At 53.4% G+C, this 25,585-nt stretch carries 24 protein-coding genes; 15 read left to right on the top strand and 9 right to left on the bottom strand.

All coding sequences use genetic code 11. The features are described 5' to 3' along the window. From murD to mutT, 12 genes are all read left to right on the top strand, one after another. The coding region (gene murD / locus FDX01_RS10055) for a UDP-N-acetylmuramoyl-L-alanine--D-glutamate ligase (RefSeq protein WP_249359248.1) at positions 1-1,132 on the top strand (1,132 nt) is incomplete at its 5' end. Beyond that, positions 1,132-2,376 carry a cell division protein FtsW gene (gene ftsW, locus FDX01_RS10050; protein ID WP_135912587.1) on the top strand — a complete coding sequence of 415 codons (1,245 nt, stop codon included), beginning with the start codon at positions 1,132-1,134 and terminating at the stop codon, positions 2,374-2,376. The genes murD and ftsW, both read left to right, overlap by 1 nt. Next, a complete protein-coding gene (gene murG / locus FDX01_RS10045) occupies positions 2,373-3,440 on the top strand; it encodes an undecaprenyldiphospho-muramoylpentapeptide beta-N-acetylglucosaminyltransferase (RefSeq protein ID WP_115259458.1) in 1,068 nt (355 codons plus the stop codon). Before ftsW ends, murG begins: the two co-directional genes overlap by 4 nt. Before the next feature lie 51 nt (positions 3,441-3,491). Beyond that, on the top strand, positions 3,492-4,967 hold the full coding sequence (murC, locus tag FDX01_RS10040; protein ID WP_115259457.1) for a UDP-N-acetylmuramate--L-alanine ligase: 1,476 nt from the start codon (positions 3,492-3,494) through the stop codon (positions 4,965-4,967). Further along, positions 4,960-5,880: a D-alanine--D-alanine ligase gene (locus FDX01_RS10035; protein WP_117342314.1), complete on the top strand. Its 921-nt coding sequence runs from the start codon at positions 4,960-4,962 to the stop codon at positions 5,878-5,880. The genes murC and FDX01_RS10035 overlap by 8 nt, the downstream gene beginning before the upstream one ends. A 1-nt stretch (position 5,881) precedes the next feature. Then, complete coding sequence (gene ftsQ / locus FDX01_RS10030; protein WP_096758299.1) at positions 5,882-6,718, top strand: cell division protein FtsQ; 837 nt, start codon at positions 5,882-5,884, stop codon at positions 6,716-6,718. After that, on the top strand, positions 6,715-7,977 hold the full coding sequence (gene ftsA, locus FDX01_RS10025) for a cell division protein FtsA (RefSeq protein ID WP_003018755.1): 1,263 nt from the start codon (positions 6,715-6,717) through the stop codon (positions 7,975-7,977). The genes ftsQ and ftsA overlap by 4 nt, the downstream gene beginning before the upstream one ends. Before the next feature lie 185 nt (positions 7,978-8,162). Next, the gene (gene ftsZ, locus FDX01_RS10020) at positions 8,163-9,314 is read left to right on the top strand and encodes a cell division protein FtsZ (protein ID WP_003018753.1); all 1,152 of its coding nucleotides are present in this window, start codon (positions 8,163-8,165) and stop codon (positions 9,312-9,314) included. A 100-nt stretch (positions 9,315-9,414) separates the two neighbouring features. After that, positions 9,415-10,332, top strand: coding sequence for a UDP-3-O-acyl-N-acetylglucosamine deacetylase (gene lpxC / locus FDX01_RS10015; protein ID WP_045439825.1), 918 nt, complete (start codon positions 9,415-9,417; stop codon positions 10,330-10,332). Positions 10,333-10,612: 280 nt separating this feature from the next. Beyond that, entirely contained in the window at positions 10,613-11,119 is a 507-nt protein-coding gene (secM, locus tag FDX01_RS10010) for a secA translation cis-regulator SecM (RefSeq protein WP_115259455.1), read from the top strand. A 60-nt stretch (positions 11,120-11,179) separates the two neighbouring features. Further along, the gene (secA, locus tag FDX01_RS10005) at positions 11,180-13,885 is read left to right on the top strand and encodes a preprotein translocase subunit SecA (RefSeq protein WP_137399712.1); all 2,706 of its coding nucleotides are present in this window, start codon (positions 11,180-11,182) and stop codon (positions 13,883-13,885) included. A 56-nt stretch (positions 13,886-13,941) separates the two neighbouring features. After that, positions 13,942-14,331: an 8-oxo-dGTP diphosphatase MutT gene (gene mutT, locus FDX01_RS10000; protein WP_115259453.1), complete on the top strand. Its 390-nt coding sequence runs from the start codon at positions 13,942-13,944 to the stop codon at positions 14,329-14,331. A 101-nt stretch (positions 14,332-14,432) separates the two neighbouring features. Here mutT and yacG read toward each other — a convergent pair whose 3' ends face one another. From yacG to coaE, 3 genes are read right to left on the bottom strand one after another with little or no spacing between them, the layout of a single operon-like run. Further along, positions 14,433-14,627, bottom strand: coding sequence for a DNA gyrase inhibitor YacG (yacG, locus tag FDX01_RS09995; RefSeq protein ID WP_137362004.1), 195 nt, complete (start codon positions 14,625-14,627; stop codon positions 14,433-14,435). Positions 14,628-14,636: 9 nt separating this feature from the next. Continuing rightward, a complete protein-coding gene (gene zapD / locus FDX01_RS09990) occupies positions 14,637-15,380 on the bottom strand; it encodes a cell division protein ZapD (RefSeq protein ID WP_115259451.1) in 744 nt (247 codons plus the stop codon). Then, positions 15,380-16,000: a dephospho-CoA kinase gene (coaE, locus tag FDX01_RS09985; protein WP_135912586.1), complete on the bottom strand. Its 621-nt coding sequence runs from the start codon at positions 15,998-16,000 to the stop codon at positions 15,380-15,382. The genes zapD and coaE overlap by 1 nt, the downstream gene beginning before the upstream one ends. A gap of 225 nt (positions 16,001-16,225) precedes the next feature. Here coaE and FDX01_RS09980 point away from each other — a divergent pair, with 225 nt between their 5' ends. Next, entirely contained in the window at positions 16,226-17,269 is a 1,044-nt protein-coding gene (locus tag FDX01_RS09980) for a GMP reductase (protein ID WP_115259449.1), read from the top strand. Positions 17,270-17,378: 109 nt separating this feature from the next. Here the strand turns inward: FDX01_RS09980 and hofC are convergent, their stop codons facing one another. From hofC to nadC, 4 genes are all read right to left on the bottom strand, one after another. Next, entirely contained in the window at positions 17,379-18,581 is a 1,203-nt protein-coding gene (gene hofC / locus FDX01_RS09975; RefSeq protein ID WP_137399711.1) for a protein transport protein HofC, read from the bottom strand. Beyond that, positions 18,571-19,956, bottom strand: a complete 1,386-nt coding sequence (gene gspE, locus FDX01_RS09970; RefSeq protein WP_137399710.1) for a type II secretion system protein GspE — start codon at positions 19,954-19,956, stop codon at positions 18,571-18,573. The genes hofC and gspE overlap by 11 nt, the downstream gene beginning before the upstream one ends. 9 nt (positions 19,957-19,965) lie before the next feature. Further along, complete coding sequence (ppdD, locus tag FDX01_RS09965; protein WP_137399709.1) at positions 19,966-20,403, bottom strand: prepilin peptidase-dependent pilin; 438 nt, start codon at positions 20,401-20,403, stop codon at positions 19,966-19,968. Positions 20,404-20,634: 231 nt separating this feature from the next. Further along, positions 20,635-21,528 carry a carboxylating nicotinate-nucleotide diphosphorylase gene (gene nadC / locus FDX01_RS09960; protein ID WP_115259996.1) on the bottom strand — a complete coding sequence of 298 codons (894 nt, stop codon included), beginning with the start codon at positions 21,526-21,528 and terminating at the stop codon, positions 20,635-20,637. A gap of 87 nt (positions 21,529-21,615) precedes the next feature. Here nadC and ampD point away from each other — a divergent pair, with 87 nt between their 5' ends. Together ampD and ampE are read left to right on the top strand one after the other, a co-directional pair. Next, a complete protein-coding gene (gene ampD, locus FDX01_RS09955; RefSeq protein WP_137399708.1) occupies positions 21,616-22,179 on the top strand; it encodes a 1,6-anhydro-N-acetylmuramyl-L-alanine amidase AmpD in 564 nt (187 codons plus the stop codon). Then, on the top strand, positions 22,176-23,030 hold the full coding sequence (gene ampE / locus FDX01_RS09950; protein WP_096758287.1) for a beta-lactamase regulator AmpE: 855 nt from the start codon (positions 22,176-22,178) through the stop codon (positions 23,028-23,030). The genes ampD and ampE overlap by 4 nt, the downstream gene beginning before the upstream one ends. Positions 23,031-23,111: 81 nt before the next feature. Here the strand turns inward: ampE and FDX01_RS09945 are convergent, their stop codons facing one another. Together FDX01_RS09945 and FDX01_RS09940 are read right to left on the bottom strand one after the other, a co-directional pair. Next, positions 23,112-24,062: a family 43 glycosylhydrolase gene (locus FDX01_RS09945; protein ID WP_137399707.1), complete on the bottom strand. Its 951-nt coding sequence runs from the start codon at positions 24,060-24,062 to the stop codon at positions 23,112-23,114. Next, positions 24,062-25,468, bottom strand: coding sequence for an MFS transporter (locus FDX01_RS09940; RefSeq protein WP_115259443.1), 1,407 nt, complete (start codon positions 25,466-25,468; stop codon positions 24,062-24,064). Before FDX01_RS09940 ends, FDX01_RS09945 begins: the two co-directional genes overlap by 1 nt. Between the last annotated feature and the right edge of the window lie 117 nt (positions 25,469-25,585).

Here is a 25,585-nt window from a genome sequence, read left to right as displayed (position 1 = left end):
GCTGCTGGCCGCCGATCTCATCGTCGCCAGCCCAGGTATTGCCCTGGCGCATCCAGCGCTGAGTGCGGCCGCTGATGCTGGTATTGAAATTGTGGGTGACATTGAGCTGTTCTGTCGCGAAGCGCAGGCGCCGATCGTGGCGATTACCGGTTCTAACGGTAAAAGCACCGTCACCACGCTGGTCGGTGAAATGGCGAAAGCGGCCGGGGTGAATGTCGGCGTCGGCGGTAATATTGGTTTGCCTGCGCTGATGCTGCTGGATGCTGAACGCGAGCTGTACGTTCTGGAGCTCTCCAGCTTCCAGCTGGAAACCACCTCCAGCCTGCAGGCTGTGGCGGCCACTATTCTGAACGTGACTGAAGATCATATGGATCGCTACCCGTTTGGGTTACAGCAGTACCGTGCAGCGAAACTGCGCGTCTATGAGAACGCGAAAGTGTGCGTGGTTAACGCCGATGATGCGCTGACGATGCCGGTTCGCGGGGCTGATGAACGCTGCGTGAGCTTTGGCATCAATATGGGTGACTATCACCTGAATCGTCAGCAGGGCGAAACTTGGCTGCGCGTGAAGGGCGAAAAAGTGCTGAACGTGAAAGAGATGACGCTTTCCGGTCAGCATAACTATACCAACGCTCTGGCAGCGCTGGCGCTGGCGGATGCTGCGGGCCTGCCGCGGGCATCCAGCCTGAAAGCGCTAACCACCTTTACCGGACTGGCGCATCGTTTTCAGGTTGTGCTGGAACATAACGGCGTACGCTGGATTAACGATTCTAAAGCCACCAACGTCGGCAGTACTGAAGCGGCGCTGAATGGCCTGCACGTTGACGGCACGCTGCATCTGCTGCTGGGCGGGGACGGGAAATCCGCTGATTTTTCTCCGCTCAGTCGTTATCTGGTTGGCGATCGTATTCGTCTGTACTGTTTTGGTCGCGATGGGGCGCAGCTTGCCGCTCTGCGACCAGACGTTGCCGAGCAAACTGAAACCATGGAGCAGGCGATGCGTCTGCTCGCGCCGCGCGTTAAACCGGGCGATATGGTGTTGCTGTCGCCGGCCTGCGCCAGCCTCGACCAGTTTAAAAACTTTGAGCAGCGTGGCGATGTCTTTACCCGCCTGGCGAAGGAGTTGGGTTGATGCGTTTATCTCTCCCTCGTCTGAGAATGCCGCGCATACCGGGATGGGGTGTCCTGGCGTGGATCTTCGCGGCGCTTAAAGGCTGGGTGATGGCGTCGCGTGATAAAGACGCGGACAGCCTGATCATGTATGACCGCATGTTGCTGTGGCTGACGTTTGGTCTGGCAGCGATTGGTTTTGTGATGGTGACATCGGCGTCAATGCCCGTTGGGCAACGTCTGGCGGGCGATCCTTTCCTGTTCGCCAAACGTGATGCGCTGTATATCTTCCTGGCGTTCTGTCTGGCGATGGTCACGCTACGTCTGCCGATGGAATTCTGGCAAAAGTACAGCACCACCATGTTGATCGCCTCGATCATCATGTTGCTGATCGTACTGGTGGTAGGCAGCTCGGTTAACGGGGCATCGCGTTGGATTGCACTGGGCCCGCTGCGTATTCAGCCGGCGGAATTTACCAAGCTGTCGCTGTTCTGTTATCTCGCCAACTACCTGGTACGTAAGGTGGATGAGGTGCGTAACAACCTGCGCGGCTTCTTAAAACCGATGGGCGTAATCCTGGTGCTGGCGGTGCTACTGCTGGCGCAGCCTGACCTCGGTACGGTGGTGGTGCTGTTTGTTACCACGCTGGCGATGCTGTTTCTGGCTGGTGCAAAATTGTGGCAGTTCATCGCCATCATCGGCATGGGGATCTCGGCGGTGGTGCTGCTGATCCTCGCCGAACCGTATCGTATCCGCCGCGTAACCTCTTTCTGGAACCCCTGGGAGGATCCGTTTGGTAGCGGCTACCAGCTGACGCAATCCCTGATGGCCTTTGGTCGTGGTGAGATTTGGGGGCAGGGGTTGGGGAATTCGGTACAAAAACTGGAGTATTTGCCGGAAGCGCACACTGACTTTATCTTCGCCATTATTGGGGAAGAACTGGGTTATATCGGTGTGGTACTGGCACTTTTAATGGTATTCTTCGTCGCTTTTCGCGCGATGTCGATTGGCCGTAAAGCGCTGGAAATTGACCACCGTTTTTCAGGCTTTTTAGCCTGCTCGATTGGGGTTTGGTTTAGTTTTCAGGCGCTGGTTAACGTTGGGGCTGCGGCAGGTATGCTGCCCACGAAAGGTCTGACGCTGCCGCTGATTAGTTATGGTGGTTCAAGTCTGTTGATCATGTCGACGGCCATCATGTTTTTGTTACGTATTGATTATGAAACGCGTCTGGAAAAAGCACAGGCGTTTACACGAGGTGCACGATGAGTGGTCAACCGAAGCGGTTAATGGTGATGGCAGGCGGTACCGGTGGGCATGTGTTCCCGGGACTGGCGGTTGCGCACCATTTAATGGCCCAGGGTTGGCAGGTTCGTTGGCTGGGCACCGCCGATCGTATGGAAGCGGACTTAGTGCCGAAGCATGGCATTGACATTGATTTTATTCGTATCTCCGGTTTGCGTGGCAAGGGCCTCAACGCACTGCTGGCCGCACCCGTGCGTATTTTTAACGCCTGGCGCCAGGCTCGCGCCATCATGAAGCAGTTTAAACCTGACGTGGTGCTGGGGATGGGCGGTTATGTCTCGGGCCCCGGTGGTCTGGCGGCCTGGTCGTTAGGCATTCCGGTCGTGCTGCACGAGCAGAACGGCATCGCAGGCTTAACCAATAAATGGCTGTCAAAGATTGCCACGACGGTGATGCAGGCGTTTCCCGGCGCCTTCCCGGATGCGGAAGTGGTGGGCAACCCGGTACGTACCGATGTGCTGGCGCTGCCATTACCTGAAGAACGCCTGGCTGGACGTGAAGGTCCGGTTCGCGTGCTGGTGGTCGGGGGGTCTCAGGGCGCGCGCGTGCTGAACCAAACGCTGCCGCAGGTTGCTGCAAAGCTTGGCGACGCGGTGACTATCTGGCATCAGAGCGGTAAAGGCGCACAGCAGACCGTGGAACAGGCCTATGTTGATGCCGGACAGCCGCAGCATAAGGTCACCGAATTTATTGATGATATGGCCGCCGCCTATGCGTGGGCAGATGTGGTGGTTTGTCGCTCAGGCGCGCTAACGGTGAGCGAGATCGCAGCAGCGGGCCTGCCAGCGATTTTTGTGCCGTTCCAGCATAAAGACCGACAGCAGTACTGGAATGCGTTGCCGCTGGAAAAAGCGGGCGCCGCCAAAATTTTAGAGCAGCCGCAGTTTACTGTGGATGCCGTCGCCAGCACCCTTGAAGGGTGGTCGCGAGAAACCTTATTAACCATGGCAGAACGTGCTCGCAATGCATCCATACCGAATTCCACCGAATGGGTTGCAAATGCAGTGAGCCGGGCTGCCCGGGCGTAATTGTGGCGATGCCTTTTGCATCGCATGAACTGAGAAGTTAATGGCTAAAGAATGAATACACAACAATTGGCAAAACTGCGTTCCATCGTGCCCGAAATGCGTCGCGTTCGGCACATTCACTTTGTCGGCATCGGTGGTGCTGGTATGGGTGGTATTGCCGAAGTTTTGGCCAATGAAGGGTATCAGATCAGCGGTTCTGACTTAGCGCCGAATCCGGTCACGCAACAGCTGAGTAATCTGGGCGCGACGATTTTCTTCAACCATCGCCCGGAAAACGTGCGTGATGCGAGCGTGGTGGTGGTGTCCAGCGCCATTTCTGCGGATAACCCGGAAATTGTGGCGGCGCATGAAGCGCGTATTCCGGTGATTCGTCGCGCAGAGATGCTGGCTGAGTTAATGCGTTTTCGTCATGGTATCGCCATTGCCGGGACGCACGGTAAAACCACAACCACCGCGATGGTCTCCAGCATTTACGCAGAAGCAGGGCTGGATCCGACGTTTGTCAACGGTGGGCTGGTGAAGGCGGCGGGCGTACATGCGCGCTTAGGCCATAGCCGTTATTTAATTGCGGAAGCGGATGAGAGCGATGCGTCGTTCCTGCATTTGCAGCCGATGGTGGCGATTGTCACCAATATCGAAGCTGACCACATGGATACCTACCAGGGCGACTTCGAAAATTTAAAGCAGACGTTTATTAATTTCCTGCATAACCTGCCGTTTTATGGTCGTGCAGTGATGTGCGTTGACGATCCGGTGATCCGTGAATTGCTACCGCGCGTCGGTCGTCAGACCACAACCTATGGTTTCAGCGATGATGCTGACGTACGCATAGAAGATTACCAGCAGATTGGCCCGCAGGGTCACTTTACGCTGTTGCGTCAGGGGATGGCCGATCTGCGCGTTACGTTAAATGCGCCAGGCCGTCACAATGCGCTGAACGCGGCAGCCGCGGTTGCGGTAGCGACCGAAGAGGGTATTGAAGACGACGCTATTCTGCGCGCGCTGGAAAGTTTCCAGGGTACTGGGCGTCGTTTTGACTTCCTTGGTGAATTCCCGCTGGAGCCCGTCAACGGTAAAGCCGGTAGCGCAATGTTGGTGGATGACTACGGGCATCACCCGACGGAAGTGGATGCCACGATCAAAGCCGCACGTGCGGGCTGGCCGGACAAAAATCTGGTGATGTTGTTCCAGCCGCACCGCTATACGCGTACCCGCGATCTGTACGATGACTTTGCTAACGTCCTGACACAGGTTGACGCGCTGTTGATGCTGGACGTGTATGCCGCAGGTGAAACGCCGATCCCGGGGGCTGACAGCCGTTCGCTGTGCCGTACCATTCGTGGCCGCGGCAAGGTTGACCCGATCCTGGTGTCCGATCCGGCACAGGTGGCTGAAATGCTGGCATCGGTGTTAACGGGTAACGATCTGATTTTGGTGCAGGGCGCTGGAAATATCGGCAAAATCGCGCGTTCCTTAGCTGAAATCAAACTGAAGCCGCAAAACCCGGAGGAAGAGCAACATGGCTGATAAAATCGCGGTCCTGTTGGGCGGAACCTCTGCAGAACGAGAAGTGTCGTTGAATTCAGGCGCAGCGGTGCTGGCCGGTTTACGCGAAGGCGGCGTGGATGCGCACCCGGTTGACCCGAAAGAGGTCGATGTCACGCTTCTGAAATCAATGGGTTTTCAGAAGGTGTTTATTGCGCTGCACGGCCGTGGTGGGGAAGATGGTACCTTGCAGGGCATGCTGGAGTTGATAGGCTTGCCCTATACCGGTAGTGGTGTGATGGCTTCCGCTATCTCAATGGATAAACTGCGCAGCAAGCTGCTGTGGCAGGGGGCAGGGTTACCCGTTGCACCATGGGTGGCGTTGACCCGCGCTGAGTTTGAAAAAGGGCTTAGCGATGAAGTGGTTACGCAGATTTCTGCGTTAGGCTTGCCGCTGATTGTGAAGCCAAGCCGCGAAGGCTCCAGCGTTGGGATGTCAAAAGTTGAAGAAGAAAATGCTTTGCAGGCTGCATTAGCATTGGCTTTTCAGCATGATGAAGAAGTACTGATTGAAAAATGGCTGAGTGGCCCGGAATTTACCGTTGCAATACTTGGCGAAGAAATTTTACCGTCAATACGTATCCAACCGGCCGGAACCTTCTATGATTATGAGGCGAAGTATCTGTCTGATGAGACACAATATTTCTGCCCTGCTGGTCTGGAAGTTGAACAAGAGGCTGCTTTACAGGCGTTAGTCCTGAAAGCATGGACCGCGCTGGGCTGTAAGGGGTGGGGTCGCATTGACGTCATGCTGGACAGTGATGACCAGTTTTATCTGCTGGAAGCGAATACCTCTCCGGGTATGACCAGCCACAGCCTGGTGCCGATGGCGGCACGTCAGGCGGGCCTGAGCTTCTCGCAGTTGGTGGTACGAATTTTGGAGTTGGCGGACTGATATGTCGCAGGCTGCGCTGAACACGCGAAACGGTGATGATGAAGAAGAAGCTCTCTCCTCACGCCGCAACAATGGAACGCGTCTTGCAGGAATTATTTTCCTGCTGACAGTGCTGTGCACCGTGTTTGTCAGCGGCTGGGTAGTGTTGGGATGGATGGAAGATGCGCAGCGTTTGCCGTTGTCAAAACTAGTTTTGACCGGCGAGCGTCACTACACGCGCAACGATGATATTCGTCAGTCCATCCTGGCGCTGGGCGCACCAGGAACCTTTATGACTCAGGATGTCAACATCATCCAGAGCCAGATTGAACGCCTGCCATGGATTAAACAGGCGAGCGTCAGGAAGCAATGGCCTGATGAATTGAAGATTCATCTGGTTGAATATGTGCCAATAGCGCGTTGGAATGATCAGCATATGGTCGATGCAGACGGAAATACGTTCAGCATACCGACGGGTCGCTCCAACAAGCAGGTATTACCGATGTTGTATGGCCCGGAAGGTAGCGCAAGTGAAGTGCTGCAAGGGTTCCGCGATATGGGGCAGGTGCTGGCTAAGGACAGATTCACCCTGAAGGAAGCGGCAATGACCGCGCGTCGTTCCTGGCAGTTGACGCTGAATAACGATATTAAGCTGAATCTGGGCAGGGGCGATACGATAAAACGTTTGGCTCGCTTTGTGGAACTCTACCCGGTTTTACAGCAGCAGGCGCAAACCGATGGCAAAAGGATTAGCTACGTTGATTTGCGTTATGACTCAGGAGCGGCAGTAGGCTGGGTTCCCTTGCCTCCTGAGGAATCTAATCAGCAACAGAATCAGGCACAGGCAGAACAACAATGATCAAGGCGACGGACAGAAAACTGGTAGTTGGACTGGAGATAGGCACCGCGAAGGTAGCCGCTTTAGTAGGGGAAGTTCTGCCCGACGGTATGGTCAATATCATTGGCGTGGGCAGTTGCCCATCGCGAGGTATGGATAAAGGCGGGGTGAATGACCTTGAGTCAGTGGTGAAATGCGTACAGCGCGCCATTGACCAGGCTGAACTGATGGCGGATTGCCAGATTTCCTCGGTGTATCTGGCGCTTTCTGGTAAACATATTAGCTGTCAGAATGAAATTGGTATGGTGCCCATTTCCGAAGAGGAAGTGACACAGGAAGACGTAGAGAACGTGGTGCATACGGCGAAATCCGTACGCGTACGCGATGAGCATCGTGTTCTGCATGTCATTCCGCAGGAATACGCCATTGACTACCAGGAAGGCATTAAAAATCCGGTAGGGCTTTCCGGCGTACGCATGCAGGCTAAAGTGCATCTGATTACCTGCCACAACGACATGGCGAAGAATATTGTTAAAGCTGTTGAACGTTGTGGCCTGAAAGTTGACCAACTCATATTTGCCGGGTTGGCAGCCAGTTATTCTGTCTTGACGGAAGACGAACGTGAGCTGGGTGTCTGCGTAGTCGATATTGGTGGTGGTACAATGGATATCGCCGTTTATACTGGCGGCGCGTTGCGCCACACCAAAGTGATCCCTTACGCAGGGAATGTGGTAACCAGCGATATCGCGTATGCCTTTGGTACGCCGCCGAGCGATGCCGAAGCCATCAAAGTGCGCCATGGCTGCGCGCTGGGATCTATCGTCGGTAAAGATGAAAGCGTTGAGGTGCCAAGCGTGGGCGGTCGTCCGCCGCGCAGTCTGCAGCGTCAGACCCTGGCAGAGGTGATTGAGCCGCGTTATACCGAGCTGCTCAACCTGGTCAACGAAGAGATTTTGCAATTACAGGAACAGCTTCGCCAGCAGGGTGTGAAACATCATCTGGCGGCGGGGATTGTATTAACCGGTGGTGCGGCACAAATTGAAGGCCTTGCGGCCTGCGCTCAACGCGTGTTCCACACGCAGGTGCGAATTGGTGCACCGCTGAACATTACCGGTCTGACAGATTATGCCCAAGAGCCGTATTATTCAACGGCAGTGGGGTTGCTTCACTACGGGAAAGAATCCCATTTGAGTGGTGAGGCTGAAGTTGAAAAACGTGTAACAGCATCGGTTGGATCGTGGATCAAACGACTCAACAGTTGGCTGCGAAAAGAGTTTTAATTTTTATGAGACCGGCAACAATTACGGTCTCAGGCGACAGGCACATACACAACATCATTCAAGTTGCATCGCGGCGGCAACTGAGCTAATCACCTGGAGCATAGTTTACTATGTGACGGGAGTGAGTGAAGGCAGCCAACAAAGAGGCGGCTTGAAGGATGAAGTGTAAAACGGAGAGAGAAACTATGTTTGAACCTATGGAACTAACCAACGACGCGGTGATTAAAGTCATCGGCGTCGGTGGCGGCGGCGGTAATGCCGTTGAACACATGGTGCGCGAGCGCATCGAAGGTGTTGAATTCTTCGCGGTGAATACCGACGCTCAGGCGTTGCGTAAGACTGCGGTTGGACAGACCATTCAGATTGGTAGCGGTATTACCAAAGGTCTGGGCGCGGGTGCAAACCCGGAAGTCGGTCGCAATGCGGCTGATGAAGATCGTGAGGCTCTGCGTGCAGCGCTTGACGGCGCAGACATGGTGTTCATCGCAGCAGGCATGGGTGGCGGTACCGGTACCGGTGCAGCGCCAGTGGTTGCTGAAGTAGCAAAAGATTTAGGTATTCTGACCGTTGCTGTCGTGACTAAGCCTTTCAACTTTGAAGGCAAGAAGCGTATGGCATTCGCGGAGCAGGGTATCACCGAGCTGTCCAAACATGTGGACTCTCTGATCACTATCCCGAACGACAAACTGCTGAAAGTATTGGGTCGCGGTATTTCACTGCTGGACGCGTTTGGCGCAGCGAACGACGTGCTGAAAGGCGCGGTTCAGGGTATCGCTGAGCTGATCACCCGTCCGGGTCTGATGAACGTTGACTTTGCAGACGTACGCACCGTGATGTCCGAAATGGGCTACGCGATGATGGGCTCTGGCGTGGCGAGCGGTGAAGACCGTGCAGAAGAAGCCGCTGAAATGGCGATCTCTTCTCCGCTGCTGGAAGACATCGATCTGTCTGGCGCACGCGGCGTGCTGGTCAACATCACTGCGGGCTTCGACCTGCGTCTGGATGAGTTCGAAACCGTCGGCAACACCATCCGTGCATTTGCTTCGGATAACGCGACCGTGGTTATCGGTACCTCTCTGGACCCGGATATGAACGACGAACTGCGCGTCACCGTGGTGGCCACTGGAATTGGTATGGACAAGCGTCCGGAAATCACTCTGGTGACCAACAAGCAGGTACAGCAGCCGGTAATGGATCGTTACCAGCAGCACGGTATGGCGCCGTTGACGCAAGAGCAGAAACCGGTAGCAAAAGTGGTCAACGACAATACGCCGCAGACCACCAAAGAGCCGGATTATCTGGATATCCCCGCATTCCTGCGTAAGCAAGCTGATTAAGAATTAGCTGGAATTTGGGAATTGTGCCTCTTTGTGCTAAACTGGCCCACCGAATGTATAGTACACTTCGGTTGGATAGGTAATTTGGCGAGATTATACGATGATCAAACAAAGGACTCTTAAACGTATCGTTCAGGCGACTGGCGTCGGTTTGCATACCGGCAAAAAAGTCACCCTGACATTACGCCCTGCGCCGGCCAACACCGGGGTCATCTATCGTCGCACCGACTTGAATCCTCCGGTAGATTTCCCGGCCGATGCCAAATCTGTGCGTGATACCATGCTCTGTACGTGTCTGGTCAATGAGCATGATGTACGGATTTCAACCGTTGAGCACCTCAACGCTGCTCTGGCGGGCTTAGGCATCGATAACATCGTTATTGAGGTTAATGCCCCGGAAATCCCGATCATGGATGGCAGTGCTGCTCCGTTCGTTTACCTGCTGCTTGACGCAGGTATTGAAGAACTGAACTGCGCCAAAAAATTTGTACGCATCAAAGAGACCGTTCGTGTCGAAGATGGCGACAAGTGGGCTGAATTCAAACCGTACAATGGTTTCTCGTTGGACTTTACCATCGACTTTAACCATCCGGCGATTGATTCCAGCACCCAGCGCTATGCGATGAACTTCTCTGCGGATGCGTTTATGCGCCAGATTAGCCGTGCGCGTACTTTCGGCTTCATGCGTGATATCGAATATCTGCAGTCCCGTGGCCTGTGCTTGGGCGGTAGCTTCGATTGTGCCATCGTTGTTGACGATTATCGCGTATTGAACGAAGACGGCCTGCGTTTTGAAGATGAATTCGTTCGTCACAAAATGCTCGACGCGATTGGTGACTTGTTCATGTGTGGTCACAACATTATTGGTGCATTCACCGCGTATAAATCCGGTCATGCATTGAATAATAAATTGTTGCAGGCTGTCCTGGCAAAACAGGAAGCTTGGGAATTTGTGACCTTCCAGGACGATGCAGAACTGCCGCTGGCGTTCAAAGCACCTTCGACCGTACTGGCGTAACGACACCCGTTGTCGCAAAATTCGACTGGTAAATCTGGTACTCTCTCCGGCCAGGTAAGCCAGTCGTTTTTTTATATACTCACTAACGTAGCCTTTCTCAACGCAAACTTTTCCCTGCCGTAACGTTAAAATAGTGTGCGATCGCTGCTTTGTTGAGCATATTTTCCCATGGCGGGTTGTCATTACTGCTGTGGAGCGGTCGCTTTAATGATAAGATCCGTGCGCAAAAATCGTTTTGAATTTATAACCCCAAATGCAGGGTATATCAGGTGGCAAAAACGTGAGTGGAATACTGACGCGCTGGCGACAGTTAGGCAGACGGTACTTCTGGCCGCATCTCTTATTGGGGATGGTCGCGGCGAGTTTTGGCCTGCCCGCGATCGGTAATGCCGCTGAACCGAATACCCCCGCCAAGGCGACCACCCGTAATCACGATCAATCAGCTAAGGTCAACTTTAGCCAATTGGCGTTGCTGGAGGCGAGCAATCGTCGCCCGAATTTTACCGTCGATTACTGGCATCAGCATGCTATTCGTACGGTTATCCGCCACCTTTCTTTTGCCATGGCTCCTCAGGCGTTACCCGTTGCCGAAGATCCATTGCCGAATCAGGCGCATCATCTTGCTTTACTGAATACGCTCAGCGCGATGCTGACGCAGGAAGGCAACCCGCCGGCGACCGTAAGTCGCGTGACGTATGCCCATTTTACTTCTCAAGCCGCGTTTAGCGTTCCTGTCTGGATAAGCCAGCTGCAGGGGATCCGCGCCGGTCCTCAACGCCTCAGCTAAAAAAAGAACCTTCCAACTATAATTTTTGACTCCGCGCTGCGGGGCGTTTGAGATTTTATTATGCTAATCAAATTATTAACGAAAGTATTCGGTAGTCGTAACGAACGTACACTGCGTCGTATGCGCAAAGTGGTCAACGTCATCAATGCCATGGAACCGGAGATGGAAAAACTCTCCGATGATGAACTGAAAGCGAAGACCGCTGAGTTCCGCGCGCGTCTGGAAAAAGGCGCGACCGTTGAGAGCCTGATCCCTGAAGCATTCGCGGTGGTACGTGAAGCGAGTAAACGCGTATTTGGTATGCGCCACTTCGACGTGCAGCTGCTGGGCGGTATGGTGCTCAACGAGCGCTGCATCGCTGAGATGCGTACCGGTGAAGGTAAAACGCTGACCGCGACGCTGCCGGCATACCTGAACGCGTTAAGCGGTAAAGGCGTACACGTGGTGACCGTCAACGACTATCTGGCACAGCGTGATGCCGAGAATAACCGCCCACTGTTCGAGTTCCTCGGTATGACCGTAGGGATCAACATGTCTGGCCTGCCCGCGCCTGCTAAGCGTGAAGCCTATGCCGCCGATATCACCTACGGTACCAACAACGAATACGGTTTTGACTACCTGCGCGACAACATGGCGTTTAGCCCGGAAGAGCGCGTTCAACGTAAACTGCACTATGCGCTGGTGGATGAAGTTGACTCCATCCTGATCGATGAAGCGCGTACGCCGCTGATTATTTCCGGCCCGGCTGAAGACAGCTCGGAAATGTATAAAAAAGTGAACAAAATCATCCCGCATCTGGTGCGTCAGGAGAAAGACGATTCTGACACCTTCCAGGGCGAAGGCCACTTCTCTGTCGATGAGAAGGCGCGTCAGGTGAACCTGACCGAACGAGGTCTGGTACTGATCGAAGAACTGCTGGTGAATGAAGGCATCATGGATGAAGGCGAGTCACTGTACTCTCCGGGCAACATTATGCTGATGCATCACGTAACCGCCGCGCTGCGCGCGCACGTCCTGTTTACTCGCGATGTTGATTACATTGTGAAAGACGGCGAAGTTATCATTGTCGACGAACACACCGGACGTACCATGCAGGGCCGTCGCTGGTCAGATGGTCTGCACCAGGCCGTTGAAGCGAAAGAAGGCGTGGATATCCAGAATGAAAACCAGACGCTGGCATCCATTACCTTCCAGAACTACTTCCGTTTGTACGAAAAACTGGCCGGTATGACCGGTACAGCGGATACCGAAGCGTTTGAGTTCAGCTCTATCTACAAACTGGATACCGTTGTCGTGCCGACCAACCGTCCGATGATCCGTAAGGATTTACCGGATCTGGTGTACATGACTGAAGCGGAAAAAATTCAGGCTATTATTGAAGATATTAAAGAGCGTACCGCTAACGGTCAGCCGGTGCTGGTGGGGACTATCTCCATCGAAAAATCTGAAGTGGTTTCTAACGAGCTAACCAAAGCCGGTATTAAGCACAACGTGCTGAATGCCAAGTTCCACGCCAACGAAGCGGCGATCGTTGCACAGGCGGGTTATCCGTCAGCCGTGACCATCGCCACCAACATGGCGGGTCGTGGTACGGATATCGTGCTGGGCGGGAGCTGGCAGGCAGAAGTTGCCGAGCTGGAGAACCCGACCGAAGAGCAAATCGCGCAGATTAAAGCCGACTGGCAGGTGCGTCACGACGCGGTATTAGCCTCCGGTGGTTTACACATCATTGGTACCGAACGTCACGAATCTCGTCGTATCGATAACCAGCTGCGTGGTCGTTCTGGCCGTCAGGGGGATGCGGGTTCTTCTCGTTTCTACCTGTCGATGGAAGATGCGTTGATGCGTATTTTTGCCTCTGACCGTGTGTCAGGAATGATGCGTAAACTGGGTATGAAGCCGGGCGAAGCGATCGAGCACCCGTGGGTAACCAAAGCCATCGCCAACGCGCAGCGTAAAGTAGAAAGCCGCAACTTCGATATTCGTAAACAGCTGCTGGAATACGATGACGTTGCCAACGATCAGCGTCGCGCCATCTACACCCAGCGTAACGAACTGCTGGATGTGACTGACGTTAGCGAAACGATTAACAGCATCCGTGAAGACGTCTTCAAAGTCACTATTGATGCCTATATTCCGCCTCAGTCGCTGGAAGAAATGTGGGATATTCCGGGCCTGCAAGAACGTTTGAAAAACGATTTCGACCTCGAGATGCCGATTTCAGAGTGGCTGGATAAAGAACCTGAGCTGCATGAAGAGACGCTGCGTGAACGTATTCTGGCTAACGCCATTGAAGTGTATCAGCGTAAAGAAGAGGTTGTGGGCGCAGAAATGATGCGCCACTTCGAAAAAGGCGTGATGCTGCAAACCCTCGATTCCCTGTGGAAAGAGCACCTGGCAGCAATGGACTACCTGCGTCAGGGTATTCACCTGCGTGGTTATGCGCAGAAAGATCCGAAGCAGGAATACAAGCGTGAATCCTTCTCTATGTTTGCATCGATGCTGGAGTCGCTGAAATATGAAGTGATCAGTACTCTGAGCAAAGTTCAGGTGCGTATGCCTGAAGAAGTCGAAGCAATGGAGCAGCAGCGTCGCGAAGATGCTGAGCGTTTAGCGCAGATGCAGCAACTGAGCCACAAAGATGATGAATCTGCTGTAGCAGAAGAACTTGCTGCGCAGACCGGCGATCGTAAAGTCGGTCGTAACGATCCGTGCCCTTGCGGTTCCGGTAAAAAATTCAAGCAGTGCCATGGTCGATTGAGCTAAGCAAATAACTCACTGAAAAGGCGCAGAATTCTGCGCCTTTTTTATGGATAAACAAAATGAAAATACTGCAAATTGCCGTTGGGATTATTCGTAATCAGCAAAAAGAGATTTTTATTACTCAGCGTGCCGCGGATGCCCACATGGCGAATAAGCTGGAATTCCCCGGTGGCAAAATTGAAGCAGGCGAAACCCCTGAGCAGGCGCTGATTCGAGAGCTACAGGAAGAAGTCGGGATTACACCCGTTCATAGTACGCTGTTCGAAAAGCTGGAGTACGCGTTCCCGGACCGACACATCACGCTGTGGTTCTGGCTGGTCGACAGCTGGGAAGGTGAGCCATGGGGTAAAGAGGGGCAACCGGCGCAGTGGGTTGCGCAGTCTGCACTGAATGCAGAGGATTTTCCGCCGGCCAATGAACCGGTGATTAACAAGCTGATTGCGGGATAATGAACGGTATTCGTAGGCCTGATAAGCGCAGCGTCATCCGGCAGAATGACATAAAAATGCCGGATGCGGCGTTGCCTTATCCGGCCTACGCTTTAGCAGAATTACTTCTGCTCTTCACTCCAGTCATCGCTTTCTGATAAGTCGCCGGAGCTGGGAATACGCTTCTCTTCTGCGGCCCATTCGCCCAAATCGATTAACTGACAGCGTTTACAGCAAAATGGGCGAAACGGACTCGCGTCTCCCCAGACGACGGGTTTACCACAGGTTGGGCAGTTGACGATGGTTTGTTCAGACATGTTTACTCCTTAACAGCATGCCAGGTCAAAATCGAGGCGTTCTGGTACCTGGCCATTTTCGCTATCCAGCGGCATAAAACGAATGGCAAAACGGCTCTTATGACCGGATATCTGCGGGTAGAGCTGTGAATCAAGCGGCAGATGCAAACGTAGCAAATCCGCATCGTCACCGTTATCCTGGTAAAAACCGTTCAGGCTAGTTTGTTTACGGAACGGTGCCGAATTACGGATTAGATCCAGAACCAGCGTCAGCGCCTGAGTCAGTGGATTCAGGCTGGCAAGCCAATTTTCAACCTGCACATCTCGCTGCGACTGAGGCAGATGCAGCCAGATATGCAGAGTTGGCAAATCAAAACTGCAGCATCCACCAGGAATACTTAAACGCTGGCGTACAAGACCAATCAGGCGATCTTCACGTAGCGTTTGTCCAATACGCGGTGCTGAAATCAAAACGCTGCCTGCGCTTTTTAACTGCTGGCGCAGGGCATCTATTCTGCTTTGATCGACGCCGGGAACTTCAACCCAGGCCTGAAGTTTACGCTGTTGTCGTTCCAGTTCCTTGAGGAGTTCGGTACGGACTTCGCCGCGTTCAAATACATCCAATAAATCCCCAATATTTCTAAAAAAATGCAGTGCGCCTGCATAATCGGCAATGGGTAAGTTAACGGAGAGTTGCTGGGTCAGAAACTCAATGCGCAGCCATGTACGCATCTTCTCATTGAGAGGGTGTTCAAAAAGGACCTGGGTGTGCATTACGGTTTTTCCTGTGAGACAAACTGCGACGCGCAGTGCAAATAGCGCGCGTGCAGGCGGGCGACATCCGAGGTGATGGCATCCGGTGCGCCATTATTATCAATAACATCGTCAGCCACGGCAAGACGAGCTTCACGTGTTGCCTGGGCTGCCAAAATTTGTTCAACATGTTCGCGTGTCACATCATCACGCTGCATGGTTCGTCTGAGCTGGGTCTCGGGAGTAACATCCACCACGAGTACGCGATTGGCCTTTTTGTACAGTGAGTTTTCAACCAGCAGGGGGACAACCCATAACAGATAAGGAGATGTCGCTTGCTGAAACTGGCGCTGAGTTTCCTGTTGAATCAGTGGATGGAGCAGGGCGTTCAGCCAGGATTTTTCATCAGGATCGGAAAAAATACGTTCGCGTAAAATTCGCCGTTGCAACGTGCCATCTGCGGCGATGAGTTCACTGCCAAAATGTTCAGCAATCGCGTTAAGGGCAGGCGTACCAGGCTCAACAACTTGACGCGCAATAATATCGGCGTCAATCACGTTTATTCCGAGGTCAGCGAACGCATTGGCAACGGTACTTTTACCACTGCCAATACCGCCAGTTAAGGCTACCGTATACCTCATAGATCCGGATCCTGGAGTTTAAGTTTGATTATCAAACAGTTAAAAGTTAAGCATGCGAAGGCGAGGCTGCTGCAGGATTGACCTACTCTGCGCCAGGTAAATTTATGGGATTGTAGCGTAAAAAAAGAGAATTTCGCAGTCTTGCGCGGTATTGATTAGTGCGTATGATAGCGTCACTGGAGTTGTGAGTTTCGATTTTTCGCCATTAACCCCAGGAATCCGCACATGCGTATCGAAGAAGATCTGAAGTTAGGTTTCAAAGACGTTCTTATCCGCCCTAAGCGTTCTACTCTCAAAAGCCGTTCCGATGTTGAGCTGGAACGTCAATTTACCTTTAAACATTCAGGTCAGAAATGGTCCGGCGTGCCAATCATCGCCGCAAATATGGACACTGTCGGAACGTTTGCCATGGCAACCGCGCTTGCCTCTTTCGACATTCTGACTGCTGTACATAAACACTATTCCGTAGAAGACTGGTCTGCTTTCGTTGCGAATGCATCTGCTGATGTCATCAAACACGTGATGGTTTCGACTGGGACATCTGACACCGATTTCGAAAAAACCAAACAAATTCTGGCGCTGAATCCTGCGCTGAACTTCATTTGCATTGATGTGGCAAATGGCTACTCAGAGCATTTCGTTCAGTTTGTGTCGAAAGCACGCGAAGCATGGCCGACGAAAACAATCTGTGCCGGTAATGTGGTGACCGGTGAAATGTGTGAAGAGCTGGTGCTTTCTGGCGCGGATATCGTCAAAGTCGGCATTGGTCCAGGTTCTGTTTGTACCACACGAGTAAAAACCGGCGTGGGCTATCCTCAGCTGTCAGCGGTTATCGAATGTGCGGATGCTGCACACGGTCTGGGCGGTATGATTGTCAGCGATGGCGGTTGCACGATGCCGGGTGACGTGGCAAAAGCGTTTGGCGGCGGTGCAGACTTCGTCATGCTGGGCGGTATGCTGGCCGGTCACGAAGAAAGCGGCGGTAAAGTGGTGGAAGAGAACGGTGAGAAATTTATGCTGTTCTACGGTATGAGCTCTGAGTCCGCCATGACGCGTCACGTGGGTGGTGTTGCCCAGTACCGTGCAGCAGAAGGTAAAACCGTTAAGCTGCCACTGCGCGGTCCGGTTGAGAATACCGCCCGTGATATCCTCGGCGGCCTGCGTTCTGCCTGCACTTACGTCGGCGCGTCTCGTCTGAAAGAGTTGACCAAACGTACAACCTTTATTCGTGTGCAGGAACAAGAAAACCGTATTTTCAATAGCCTGTAAGAACACATAGCACGCTGTAAAATGCCTGATGGCGCTCAGCTTATCAGGCCTACGTTCATTATTTTCGTAGGCCGGATAAGGCGTTTACGCCGCCATCCGGCATCTGAATTTACCCCATTCCGCTCATCGCATCTCCCAGATGAAAAATCGGTAAATACATCGCCACTACCAGCGTGCCGATAATTAATCCCGTAATCACAAGCAATGCAGGCTCAAGCAGCGCAGCCAGATTCTCGGCCTGAGACATTGTGTTTTCGCTATGATGCCGGGCCAAATTATGCAGCATTGCATCCAGCGAGCCGGAAGCTTCACCGGTTCTCACCAGCTGTAAACACAGTGGACTAAATTCTCCAGCATTTTTCAGCCCTTGCCAGACCGGTTTTCCGGCACTGATGTCTCGGTGTACCTGCGCTAATCGTTGTGACCAGAAAGGGCAGGCGAGGGTTTCCGCTACGCTCTCCAGACCTTGTAGAAAGGGAATTCCCGCGTTTTGCGTCAACGCCAGAACGGTGAAGATCTGCGTGAGTTTTTGGCCCCTGACCAGCGGTCCCATAACCGGACAGCGAAGCAAAAAACGCTGACGCAGAATAAGCCAGGACGGTTTTTGCTGTATCAGGCTATATGTCACCCCCAGCACCAGGCCCAGTAATCCGATCATCCATCCCCATCGACTGCTGTAATGGGCAAGGGTCATAATCTCCTGCGTTAACGCCGGTAGCGGGGTGTTGAACGTACGATAGATGGCGGCAAATTCAGGTAGTACAAAGTGCAGCATCGCGATGACGACCATTACCGCCATGGTGAGAATGATGACTGGGTAACGCAGTGCTTTTTTAACTTTATCGGTCAGCTGCTGCTGTTGTGTCTGCTGGCGGGCCAGTTCAAAACAGCAGACGTCCAGTTTTCCGGTAAGCTCTCCGGTGCGGATCATCGCCTGGTAAAGTGGCGGAAAAACGTGTTGCCAACGCGACAGCGAGGCGGACAGTGACATACCTTGTTCCATGTCGTAAGCCAGCGAGCGCAGTAGTGCCTGCCACTGATTGCTGGGATGCTGGTCGGCAAGCAGTGTTAATCCGTCGCAAAGCGTCAACCCTGCTTTCAGTAATGTGGCTAACTGGTGTATGACTTCCGTGCTTTGTTCTCTACGCCAGTGCGAGGTTTTAACACGCATACTCTTAATACGAATTGGCGTAATGTGCAGTTGTTGCAGCGCATAGACCAGCGAGGGGCGATCGTCCGACCATAGCGCACCTTCTGCGGGCTGACCCTGAGCGTTTATGCCTTGCCATCGCCAGAGTTGCTTAACGGGCATGAGGCATGCCCAGTACACGGATGATCTCTTCAAACGTCGTTAACCCTCTTTCAACCGCCTGACATCCGTTCTCGAAAAGTGAATTCATTCCCGCCTGATGGGCGCCGGATTCCACTATGTCAGCAGTGGTACCGTTAGCGATGAGCTGGCGTACTGTGGGTGTGATGGGCAGAACTTCAAACAGCGCCGTGCGGCCATAAAATCCCTGATAGCAGTGTTCGCAGCCTGGAGCCTGCCAGCGCGGAAGCTGCGTGGGCCAGAGCGATGCTGGCAGCGTGACCGGGACATCAAGGCGCTGCCGACAATGGGGGCACAGTTTTCTGACTAATCGCTGGGCGATAACCAGCGTCAGCGCGGAGGCGATCATCCATCGGGCGACGCCCATTTGCTGCAGGCGTACCAGTGTTTCACTGGTGGAGTTAGTATGCAGCGTTGAAAGAACCAGATGACCGGTTTGCGCGGCTTTAAGGGCGATCTCTGCTGTTTCACCGTCGCGGATTTCACCCACCATAATAATGTCGGGATCCTGGCGCAGCAGTGCACGTAATACACCCTGAAACGTCAGGCCTGCGCGCGGGTGAATTTGCGTCTGGTTTACCCCGTCAATCGGGATCTCTACCGGATCTTCTACACTACACAGATTCACCTCCGGGGTATTTCGGGTTTGTAGCGCGCTGTAAAGCGTGACCGTTTTGCCACTTCCGGTCGGACCGGTGACCAGAATCAACCCTTGAGGCTGCTGTAAGGCTTGCGCAAAGGCGACCATCTGCGCGTCCTGCATACCCAGCGCGTTAATTTCCAACGCCTGCTCAACCTGATGCAGCAGGCGTAACACCACTTTTTCTCCGTAGCGACAGGGGAGTGTCGCAATGCGAAATGAGATGGGGGCACCTGAAATCTCAACGGTAAATTGCCCATCCTGCGGTAGTCGGTGCTCGGCAATGTCCAGACTGGCCAGCACTTTTAACCTTGCGGTGAGCGCAATACCCCTCTCCGTCAACACCTCCGGTAACGTGTGCAGCACGCCATCTACGCGTAGCCGTATCCGATAGTGATGTTGTGCGGGCTCAATGTGAATATCAGATGCCCGTTTTACCAGCGCGGATTGTAGCGTCTGTGTAAGTAATTCTGCTGCCGTCGCGCTGCTTTCAGGGATGACCGCTGGCAGCATTTGCCGCGGTTTGTGCGCGTGACCTTCCATTTGCTGGCGCGTCCAGCACACGATGTCGATGCGTCTGGTCGTGGCAAAATGCAGTGCATCCAGCAGTTCGTGGGAAGGCGCATCCACGACGGCGATGTGAACCACGTCATTGTCTGCATCCAGTAATATTCCTTGATAGCGTTGGCATAGTGCCGTCAGTTGCGTGGTATTCATCGTTGTTCCTTAGTTGGCATCAAAACGGAAAACGTCTTCACAGGCCTGCTGCAAAGCACCGTCATTTTGGATGTTGCAATTACGGCTCCAGCCGGTAATACCGTTGGCATTGTCCCAGTTGGGCGTCAGGGTGACGCTCAGACCGTTGAGGCTTTCCTGCCCGGTGAGGCTGACGATGCCTTTTTCGACGCTCATGCCGGAGACATAGCGCGTGGTGGCAGGAGAGGGAATACCATTGGCCCCGGCATCACAGGTATCCGTACCACCATGCTCCAGCGCGCAGAGCTCGACAGCAGTACGATAGGGGACAAAGGTTTGCAGCATGTCGGTCAGTGCCGCCTTACGTAGATAGTTCTGATAAGCCGGAATACCGATGGCACTGAGAATGGCAATGATGCCAATGACCACCATCAGTTCGATAAGCGTGAAGCCTCGTTGCTTGTCCATAGTTCGCTCCTTGAGTTAGCTGACGCTACTGTGGCAAACCGGAAGGTACTTAGGCGAGGGGCAAAAAATAGAACGGGAAGGCAGGTTCAGAGGGTTTTTACGAAATTACACAAGCAGACAACGTGTTTGCGAGGGAATGTGAAGAAACTGCCGGATGGCAGCGTAAATGCTTTATCCGGCTGGGGTTGTAGGCCCGATAAGCGAAGCGCCATCGGGCATTACCATGAGCAATTAACGAAAACGCATGGAGAGATCGAGCGCGCGCACATGCTTGGTCAGAGCACCGACGGAGATGAAATCCACGCCGGTTTCGGCAAATTCACGCAGCGTTTCATAGGTGACGTTTCCTGAAACCTCCAGACGCGCCTGGCCGTTGGTCCGTTTTACCGCTTCGCGCATTTGGTCGGTCTCGAAATTGTCGAGCATGATGATGTCCGCCCCGGCTTTCAGCGCGTCGTCCAGTTCATCCAGACTTTCCACTTCCACTTCAACAGGAACGTCCGGATGCAGCCAGAAGGCTTTCTCTACGGCCTGACGCACCGAGCCAGAGGCAATAATGTGATTTTCTTTAATCAGGAAAGCGTCAGAAAGTCCCAGACGGTGATTCGCGCCACCGCCGCACAGCACGGCATATTTTAGCGCGGTACGTAGCCCCGGCAGAGTTTTACGCGTATCCAGCAGCTGCGTCTTTGTCCCTGTCAGCAGGTCGACGTAGCGGCGTACTTCACTGGCGACGCCGGACAACGTCTGCACAAAGTTAAGGGCGGTGCGTTCGCCGGTCAGCAATACGCGGGAGGGACCGTCCAGTTCAAACAATGGCTGATTCGCTTTAATGCTGTCGCCATCTTCAACGTGCCAGCTGATTTTTACATCATCGCCAGCAAGTTGAATAAAGACCTCTTCCACCCAACGTTTTCCACAAAAAACGCCCTCTTCGCGGGTAATCACGGTGGCGTGGGAGCGCATATCCTCTGGCAAAAGTTGTGCAGTGATATCGTTCCTGGCATCAACGTCGCCGCCTAAATCTTCACGCAGCGCCTGAGCGACAGCGGCAGGGATATCCAGGTTGATGCGTTCCAACAGCGCGTCACGTCGGGAGTCAGGGTTATAGCGGCGAGGCGGCATGATAAAACTCCAAATAGCTAACGAATCATAAGAGAGAAACATGCTACCCTGAACCCGATATGAGCACCACCAATAAGGAGATTCTGCATGTTGTTAGATAAGGGTTGGCTGGCGGAGGCGCGACGCGTTCCTTCTCCTCATTATGATTGCCGCCCGGATGACGAAAACCCTTCTTTGCTGGTAGTGCATAATATCAGCCTGCCGCCGGGTGAATTTGGTGGTCCGTGGATCGACTCGTTATTCACGGGAACAATTGATCCTAACGCCCATCCTTTTTTTGCTGAAATCGCCCATTTGCGCGTTTCGGCCCATTGTCTGATTCGCCGCGATGGTGAAATCGTCCAGTATGTCCCTTTTGATAAACGTGCCTGGCATGCGGGCGTGTCGAACTATCAGGGACGTGAGCGTTGTAATGATTTTTCGATCGGTATTGAGCTGGAAGGGACGGATACGCTGGCCTATACCGATGCGCAGTACCAGCAGTTGGCGGCTGTAACGCATGTCCTGATTCAGCGTTATCCGGCGATTGCCAATAACATAACTGGGCATTGCAATATTGCGCCCGAGCGTAAGACCGATCCTGGCGCGTCTTTTGACTGGGAAAGGTTTCGCGCTCTGGTCACCCCCTCGTCACACAAGGAGATGACATGACGCTGTTTACAACATTACTGGTGCTGATCGTTGAGCGCTTGTTTAAGCTGGGTGAACACTGGCAGCTCGATCACCGAACGGAAGCCTTTTTTCGCCGGATTAAGCATTTTTCTATGGCCCGAACCCTTGGCATGACAATGATAGCGATGGGGGTGACATTCCTGCTGCTGCGTGCGCTGTACGGGCTGCTGTTTAACGTTCCGCTGCTGGTGGTGTGGATCTTAATTGGCGTGCTGTGCATCGGCGCGGGTAAGGTGCGTCTGCATTATCATGCGTACCTGAATGCGGCGTTGCGCAATGATGCCCATGCCCGTGAGGCGATGGCCAGTGAGTTAACGCTGATCCATGGCGTCCCGCCGGAGTGCAATGAGCGTGAGTATTTACGCGAGCTGCAAAATGCGCTGTTGTGGAATAACTTTCGCTTTTATCTGGCACCGCTGTTCTGGCTGATTGTCGGCGGCGCGTGGGGTCCGGTGACGCTGGTCGGTTATGCCTTTTTACGTGCATGGCAGTCCTGGCTGGCACGCTATCAGACACCGCATCAGCGTTTGCAGTCAGGAATTGATGCGATCCTGCATGTGCTGGACTGGATCCCCGTGCGGTTGGCGGGTGTGGTTTATGCGCTGTTGGGGCATGGTGAGAAGGCGCTGCCTGCGTGGTTTGCTTCTCTGGCGGATTTGCATACTTCGCAGTATCAGGTGTTAACACGTCTGGCGCAGTTCTCGCTGGCGCGCGAACCGCACACCGATAAAGTCGAAACACCAAAAGCCGCCGTGGCGCTGGCGAAAAAGACATCGTTTGTGGTGGTGGTGATTATTGCGTTACTGACCATTTATGGGACATTAGTATAGCGTTATGCCGGATGGCGCTAACGCTTATCCGGCCTACACCATATGTAGGCCCGGTAAGTGCAGCGCCACCGGGCAATGGTTTTAGAATGTATCAGCAGGTGGGATGCCAAAATCCGGCATGCCGTTTTCGTCCCAGCGTACGAGTTTCAAACGTGTATGGCGGTTGGGATCGTATAGCGGGTCGCCCTCAATCTCGGTGTAGTTCCTCGCATGGTACACCAGCACATCTTCCCCTTCCGGCGTTTGCGTAAAGCTATTATGTCCCGGTCCGAACTGACGATTCTCGTAGCTGGTGGTAAAGACAGGACGCGGAGATTTGTGCCAGTTATCCGGGTTCAGTGGATCGGCACTGAGATCAATCCACAGTAACCCCATGCAGTAGTTTTCGTCGGTGGCGCTGGCGGAATAGCTGATGAACAGTTTGTCGCCGTGCACCATCACGGCAGGGCCTTCGTTGACCCAAAAGCCACGGCACTCCCAGTCGTACTCTGGATGACTGAGCATTACCGGCTCGCCTTTAATCGTCCACGGATTTTCCAGGTCCGCGAGATAAATATTGGAATTCCCGGCAATATCGGGGGATTTTTGCGCCCACAGATACCACTGCTTTCCCTGGTGGTTAAAAGTGGTGGCGTCCAGGGCGAAGGTATCAAACTGCGTTTTAATCTGGCCTTTCTCTGTCCAGGTGCCGGTTAGCGGGTCGGCATCTGCACACTCGAGGGCGAACATGCGGTGCTGGAACATTCCCAGCTTGTCGAGTGCCTGAGTGTGCGTAGCGGCAAAATAGATGTACCACTTGCCAGCAATATGATGGATCTCCGGTGCCCAGATAAGTTCGCTCATCGGGCCGCTGTCTGGTTTGCGCCAGACAACCACCGCAGCGGCGGTGCGTAGTCCTTCCAGGGAGTCAGCCCGCCGGATCTCCAGACGATCGTATTCCGGTACCGAAGCAATGAAATAATAGTGGCTGCCGTCACGGAGAATAAACGGATCGGCACGCTGTTCGATAAAGGGGTTAGGCCACTGATTCATCAGGCTTTCCTTGCATTTTCAGGAGATTTAATGTCGTGATACTCATTCAATTCACGGTAGTTGGCGCGACGCTTTTCCAGATCTGACTGGATTTGCTGCATAAACTCGCGGTCAACTTTCAGCAGACGAACTACGCCAGCAGTAATCAGATAGCCCACGCCCGGAATAAGGGTGAACAGCAGCATGATACCGTTAATGGCGGACTCGCTTTGTGCTTTAGCACCTGCGTCGTAACCGTACCAGGAGAGCAGGAATCCGACCATCGCCCCGGCAATCGCCAGACCCAGTTTCAGGAAGAACAGGTTGCCGGAGAAGCTGATACCGGTGATGCGTTTTCCGGTCTTCCACTCGCCGTAGTCATCGACATCGGCCATCAACGACCAGTGCAGCGGAGAAGGGATCTGATGCAGGATGTTGAGCAGGAAGTAGAGCACCATAATCATCACGGTGGCTTTTGGATCGAAGAAGTAAAACGCGCCAGAGAAAATCGCCAGTACGATATTGGTCCAGAAGAACACTTTCAGTTTGCACCAGCGGTCGGTTAACACCTTCGCCAGGATACTGCCGATCATCATGCCGACAACGCCGAGGCTAATAAACAAGGTGGCAAAGTGCGTGCTTTGTTGCATAACCCAGGTGACGTAGTACATGGTGGCAGCCATGCGAATAAAGCCCGGACAGACGTTGCACAGGGTTAACAACAGGATTTTTACCCACTGATCGTTCTTCCAGACATCTTTCAGATCGGCTTTTAAATCGTCGTTGGTCTGGACGGCAGGACGCACGCGCTCGCGTACTGTCGCAAAGCAAAACAGGAACATGCACATGCCAATAAAGGCCAGCACGGCCATCGCCATCTGATAGCCCTTCGCTTTGTCTTCTCCACCGAACCAGTCAGCCATCGGCAGCAGAGTGAGAGAAAGTAGCAGAGTGGCAATGCCCACCAGCACAAAGCGATAAGATTGGCAGGCGACACGCTCTTTCGGGTCGTTGGTGATGACGCTGCCGAGTGAGCAGTAGGGAATATTGATCGCCGTGTAGGTGATAGACAGCAGGAAGTAAGTGACAAACGCATAGATAACTTTGCTGTTGTACGTCCACTCTGGGGTGGTAAACATCAGTACGCTGAATAATGCGTAGGGGAAAGCCATCCATAAAAGCCATGGACGAAACCGACCATATTTACTGCGTGTGCGATCGGCCATTGCGCCCATTATAGGGTCAGTTACGGCATCAATAACGCGAACTGAGAGTAATAAAACGCCGACCAATGCAGGGGCGAGGCCAAATATGTCAGTATAAAAATAGTTAACAAACAGCATGATAGCGCCAAATATGATGTTGCATCCGGCATCGCCCATACCATAGCCGATTTTTTCTTTCACCGACAGTTTACTGGTTTCCATCAACTGCGCTCCATAAATAAGATATGGAGAGAATTATTGTCTGGTGAACGTGTTTTTGCGTTGCAGGATAGCGCCGCTGATATGGATGAAATAGTCGTCTGTGGGAAAGTGTGAGGC

The organism is Citrobacter sp. wls613 (assembly GCF_005281195.1).
In the GTDB taxonomy this organism is placed as follows: Bacteria; Pseudomonadota; Gammaproteobacteria; order Enterobacterales; family Enterobacteriaceae; genus Citrobacter; species Citrobacter gillenii.
This window is presented reverse-complemented; position numbering and strand designations above follow the sequence as displayed.

Excerpts from the sequence above, each read along its gene's own strand:
- ftsW (WP_135912587.1), top strand. The coding sequence starts at position 1,132 with ATGCGTTTATCTCTCCCTCGTCTGAGAATGCCGCGCATACCGGGATGG.
- murG (WP_115259458.1), top strand. The coding sequence starts at position 2,373 with ATGAGTGGTCAACCGAAGCGGTTAATGGTGATGGCAGGCGGTACCGGT.
- murC (WP_115259457.1), top strand. The coding sequence starts at position 3,492 with ATGAATACACAACAATTGGCAAAACTGCGTTCCATCGTGCCCGAAATG.
- FDX01_RS10035 (WP_117342314.1), top strand. The coding sequence starts at position 4,960 with ATGGCTGATAAAATCGCGGTCCTGTTGGGCGGAACCTCTGCAGAACGA.
- ftsQ (WP_096758299.1), top strand. The coding sequence starts at position 5,882 with ATGTCGCAGGCTGCGCTGAACACGCGAAACGGTGATGATGAAGAAGAA.
- ftsA (WP_003018755.1), top strand. The coding sequence starts at position 6,715 with ATGATCAAGGCGACGGACAGAAAACTGGTAGTTGGACTGGAGATAGGC.
- ftsZ (WP_003018753.1), top strand. The coding sequence starts at position 8,163 with ATGTTTGAACCTATGGAACTAACCAACGACGCGGTGATTAAAGTCATC.
- lpxC (WP_045439825.1), top strand. The coding sequence starts at position 9,415 with ATGATCAAACAAAGGACTCTTAAACGTATCGTTCAGGCGACTGGCGTC.
- secA (WP_137399712.1), top strand. The coding sequence starts at position 11,180 with ATGCTAATCAAATTATTAACGAAAGTATTCGGTAGTCGTAACGAACGT.
- mutT (WP_115259453.1), top strand. The coding sequence starts at position 13,942 with ATGAAAATACTGCAAATTGCCGTTGGGATTATTCGTAATCAGCAAAAA.
- yacG (WP_137362004.1), bottom strand. The coding sequence starts at position 14,627 with ATGTCTGAACAAACCATCGTCAACTGCCCAACCTGTGGTAAACCCGTC.
- zapD (WP_115259451.1), bottom strand. The coding sequence starts at position 15,380 with ATGCACACCCAGGTCCTTTTTGAACACCCTCTCAATGAGAAGATGCGT.
- coaE (WP_135912586.1), bottom strand. The coding sequence starts at position 16,000 with ATGAGGTATACGGTAGCCTTAACTGGCGGTATTGGCAGTGGTAAAAGT.
- FDX01_RS09980 (WP_115259449.1), top strand. The coding sequence starts at position 16,226 with ATGCGTATCGAAGAAGATCTGAAGTTAGGTTTCAAAGACGTTCTTATC.
- hofC (WP_137399711.1), bottom strand. The coding sequence starts at position 18,581 with ATGCCCGTTAAGCAACTCTGGCGATGGCAAGGCATAAACGCTCAGGGT.
- gspE (WP_137399710.1), bottom strand. The coding sequence starts at position 19,956 with ATGAATACCACGCAACTGACGGCACTATGCCAACGCTATCAAGGAATA.
- ppdD (WP_137399709.1), bottom strand. The coding sequence starts at position 20,403 with ATGGACAAGCAACGAGGCTTCACGCTTATCGAACTGATGGTGGTCATT.
- nadC (WP_115259996.1), bottom strand. The coding sequence starts at position 21,528 with ATGCCGCCTCGCCGCTATAACCCTGACTCCCGACGTGACGCGCTGTTG.
- ampD (WP_137399708.1), top strand. The coding sequence starts at position 21,616 with ATGTTGTTAGATAAGGGTTGGCTGGCGGAGGCGCGACGCGTTCCTTCT.
- ampE (WP_096758287.1), top strand. The coding sequence starts at position 22,176 with ATGACGCTGTTTACAACATTACTGGTGCTGATCGTTGAGCGCTTGTTT.
- FDX01_RS09945 (WP_137399707.1), bottom strand. The coding sequence starts at position 24,062 with ATGAATCAGTGGCCTAACCCCTTTATCGAACAGCGTGCCGATCCGTTT.
- FDX01_RS09940 (WP_115259443.1), bottom strand. The coding sequence starts at position 25,468 with ATGGAAACCAGTAAACTGTCGGTGAAAGAAAAAATCGGCTATGGTATG.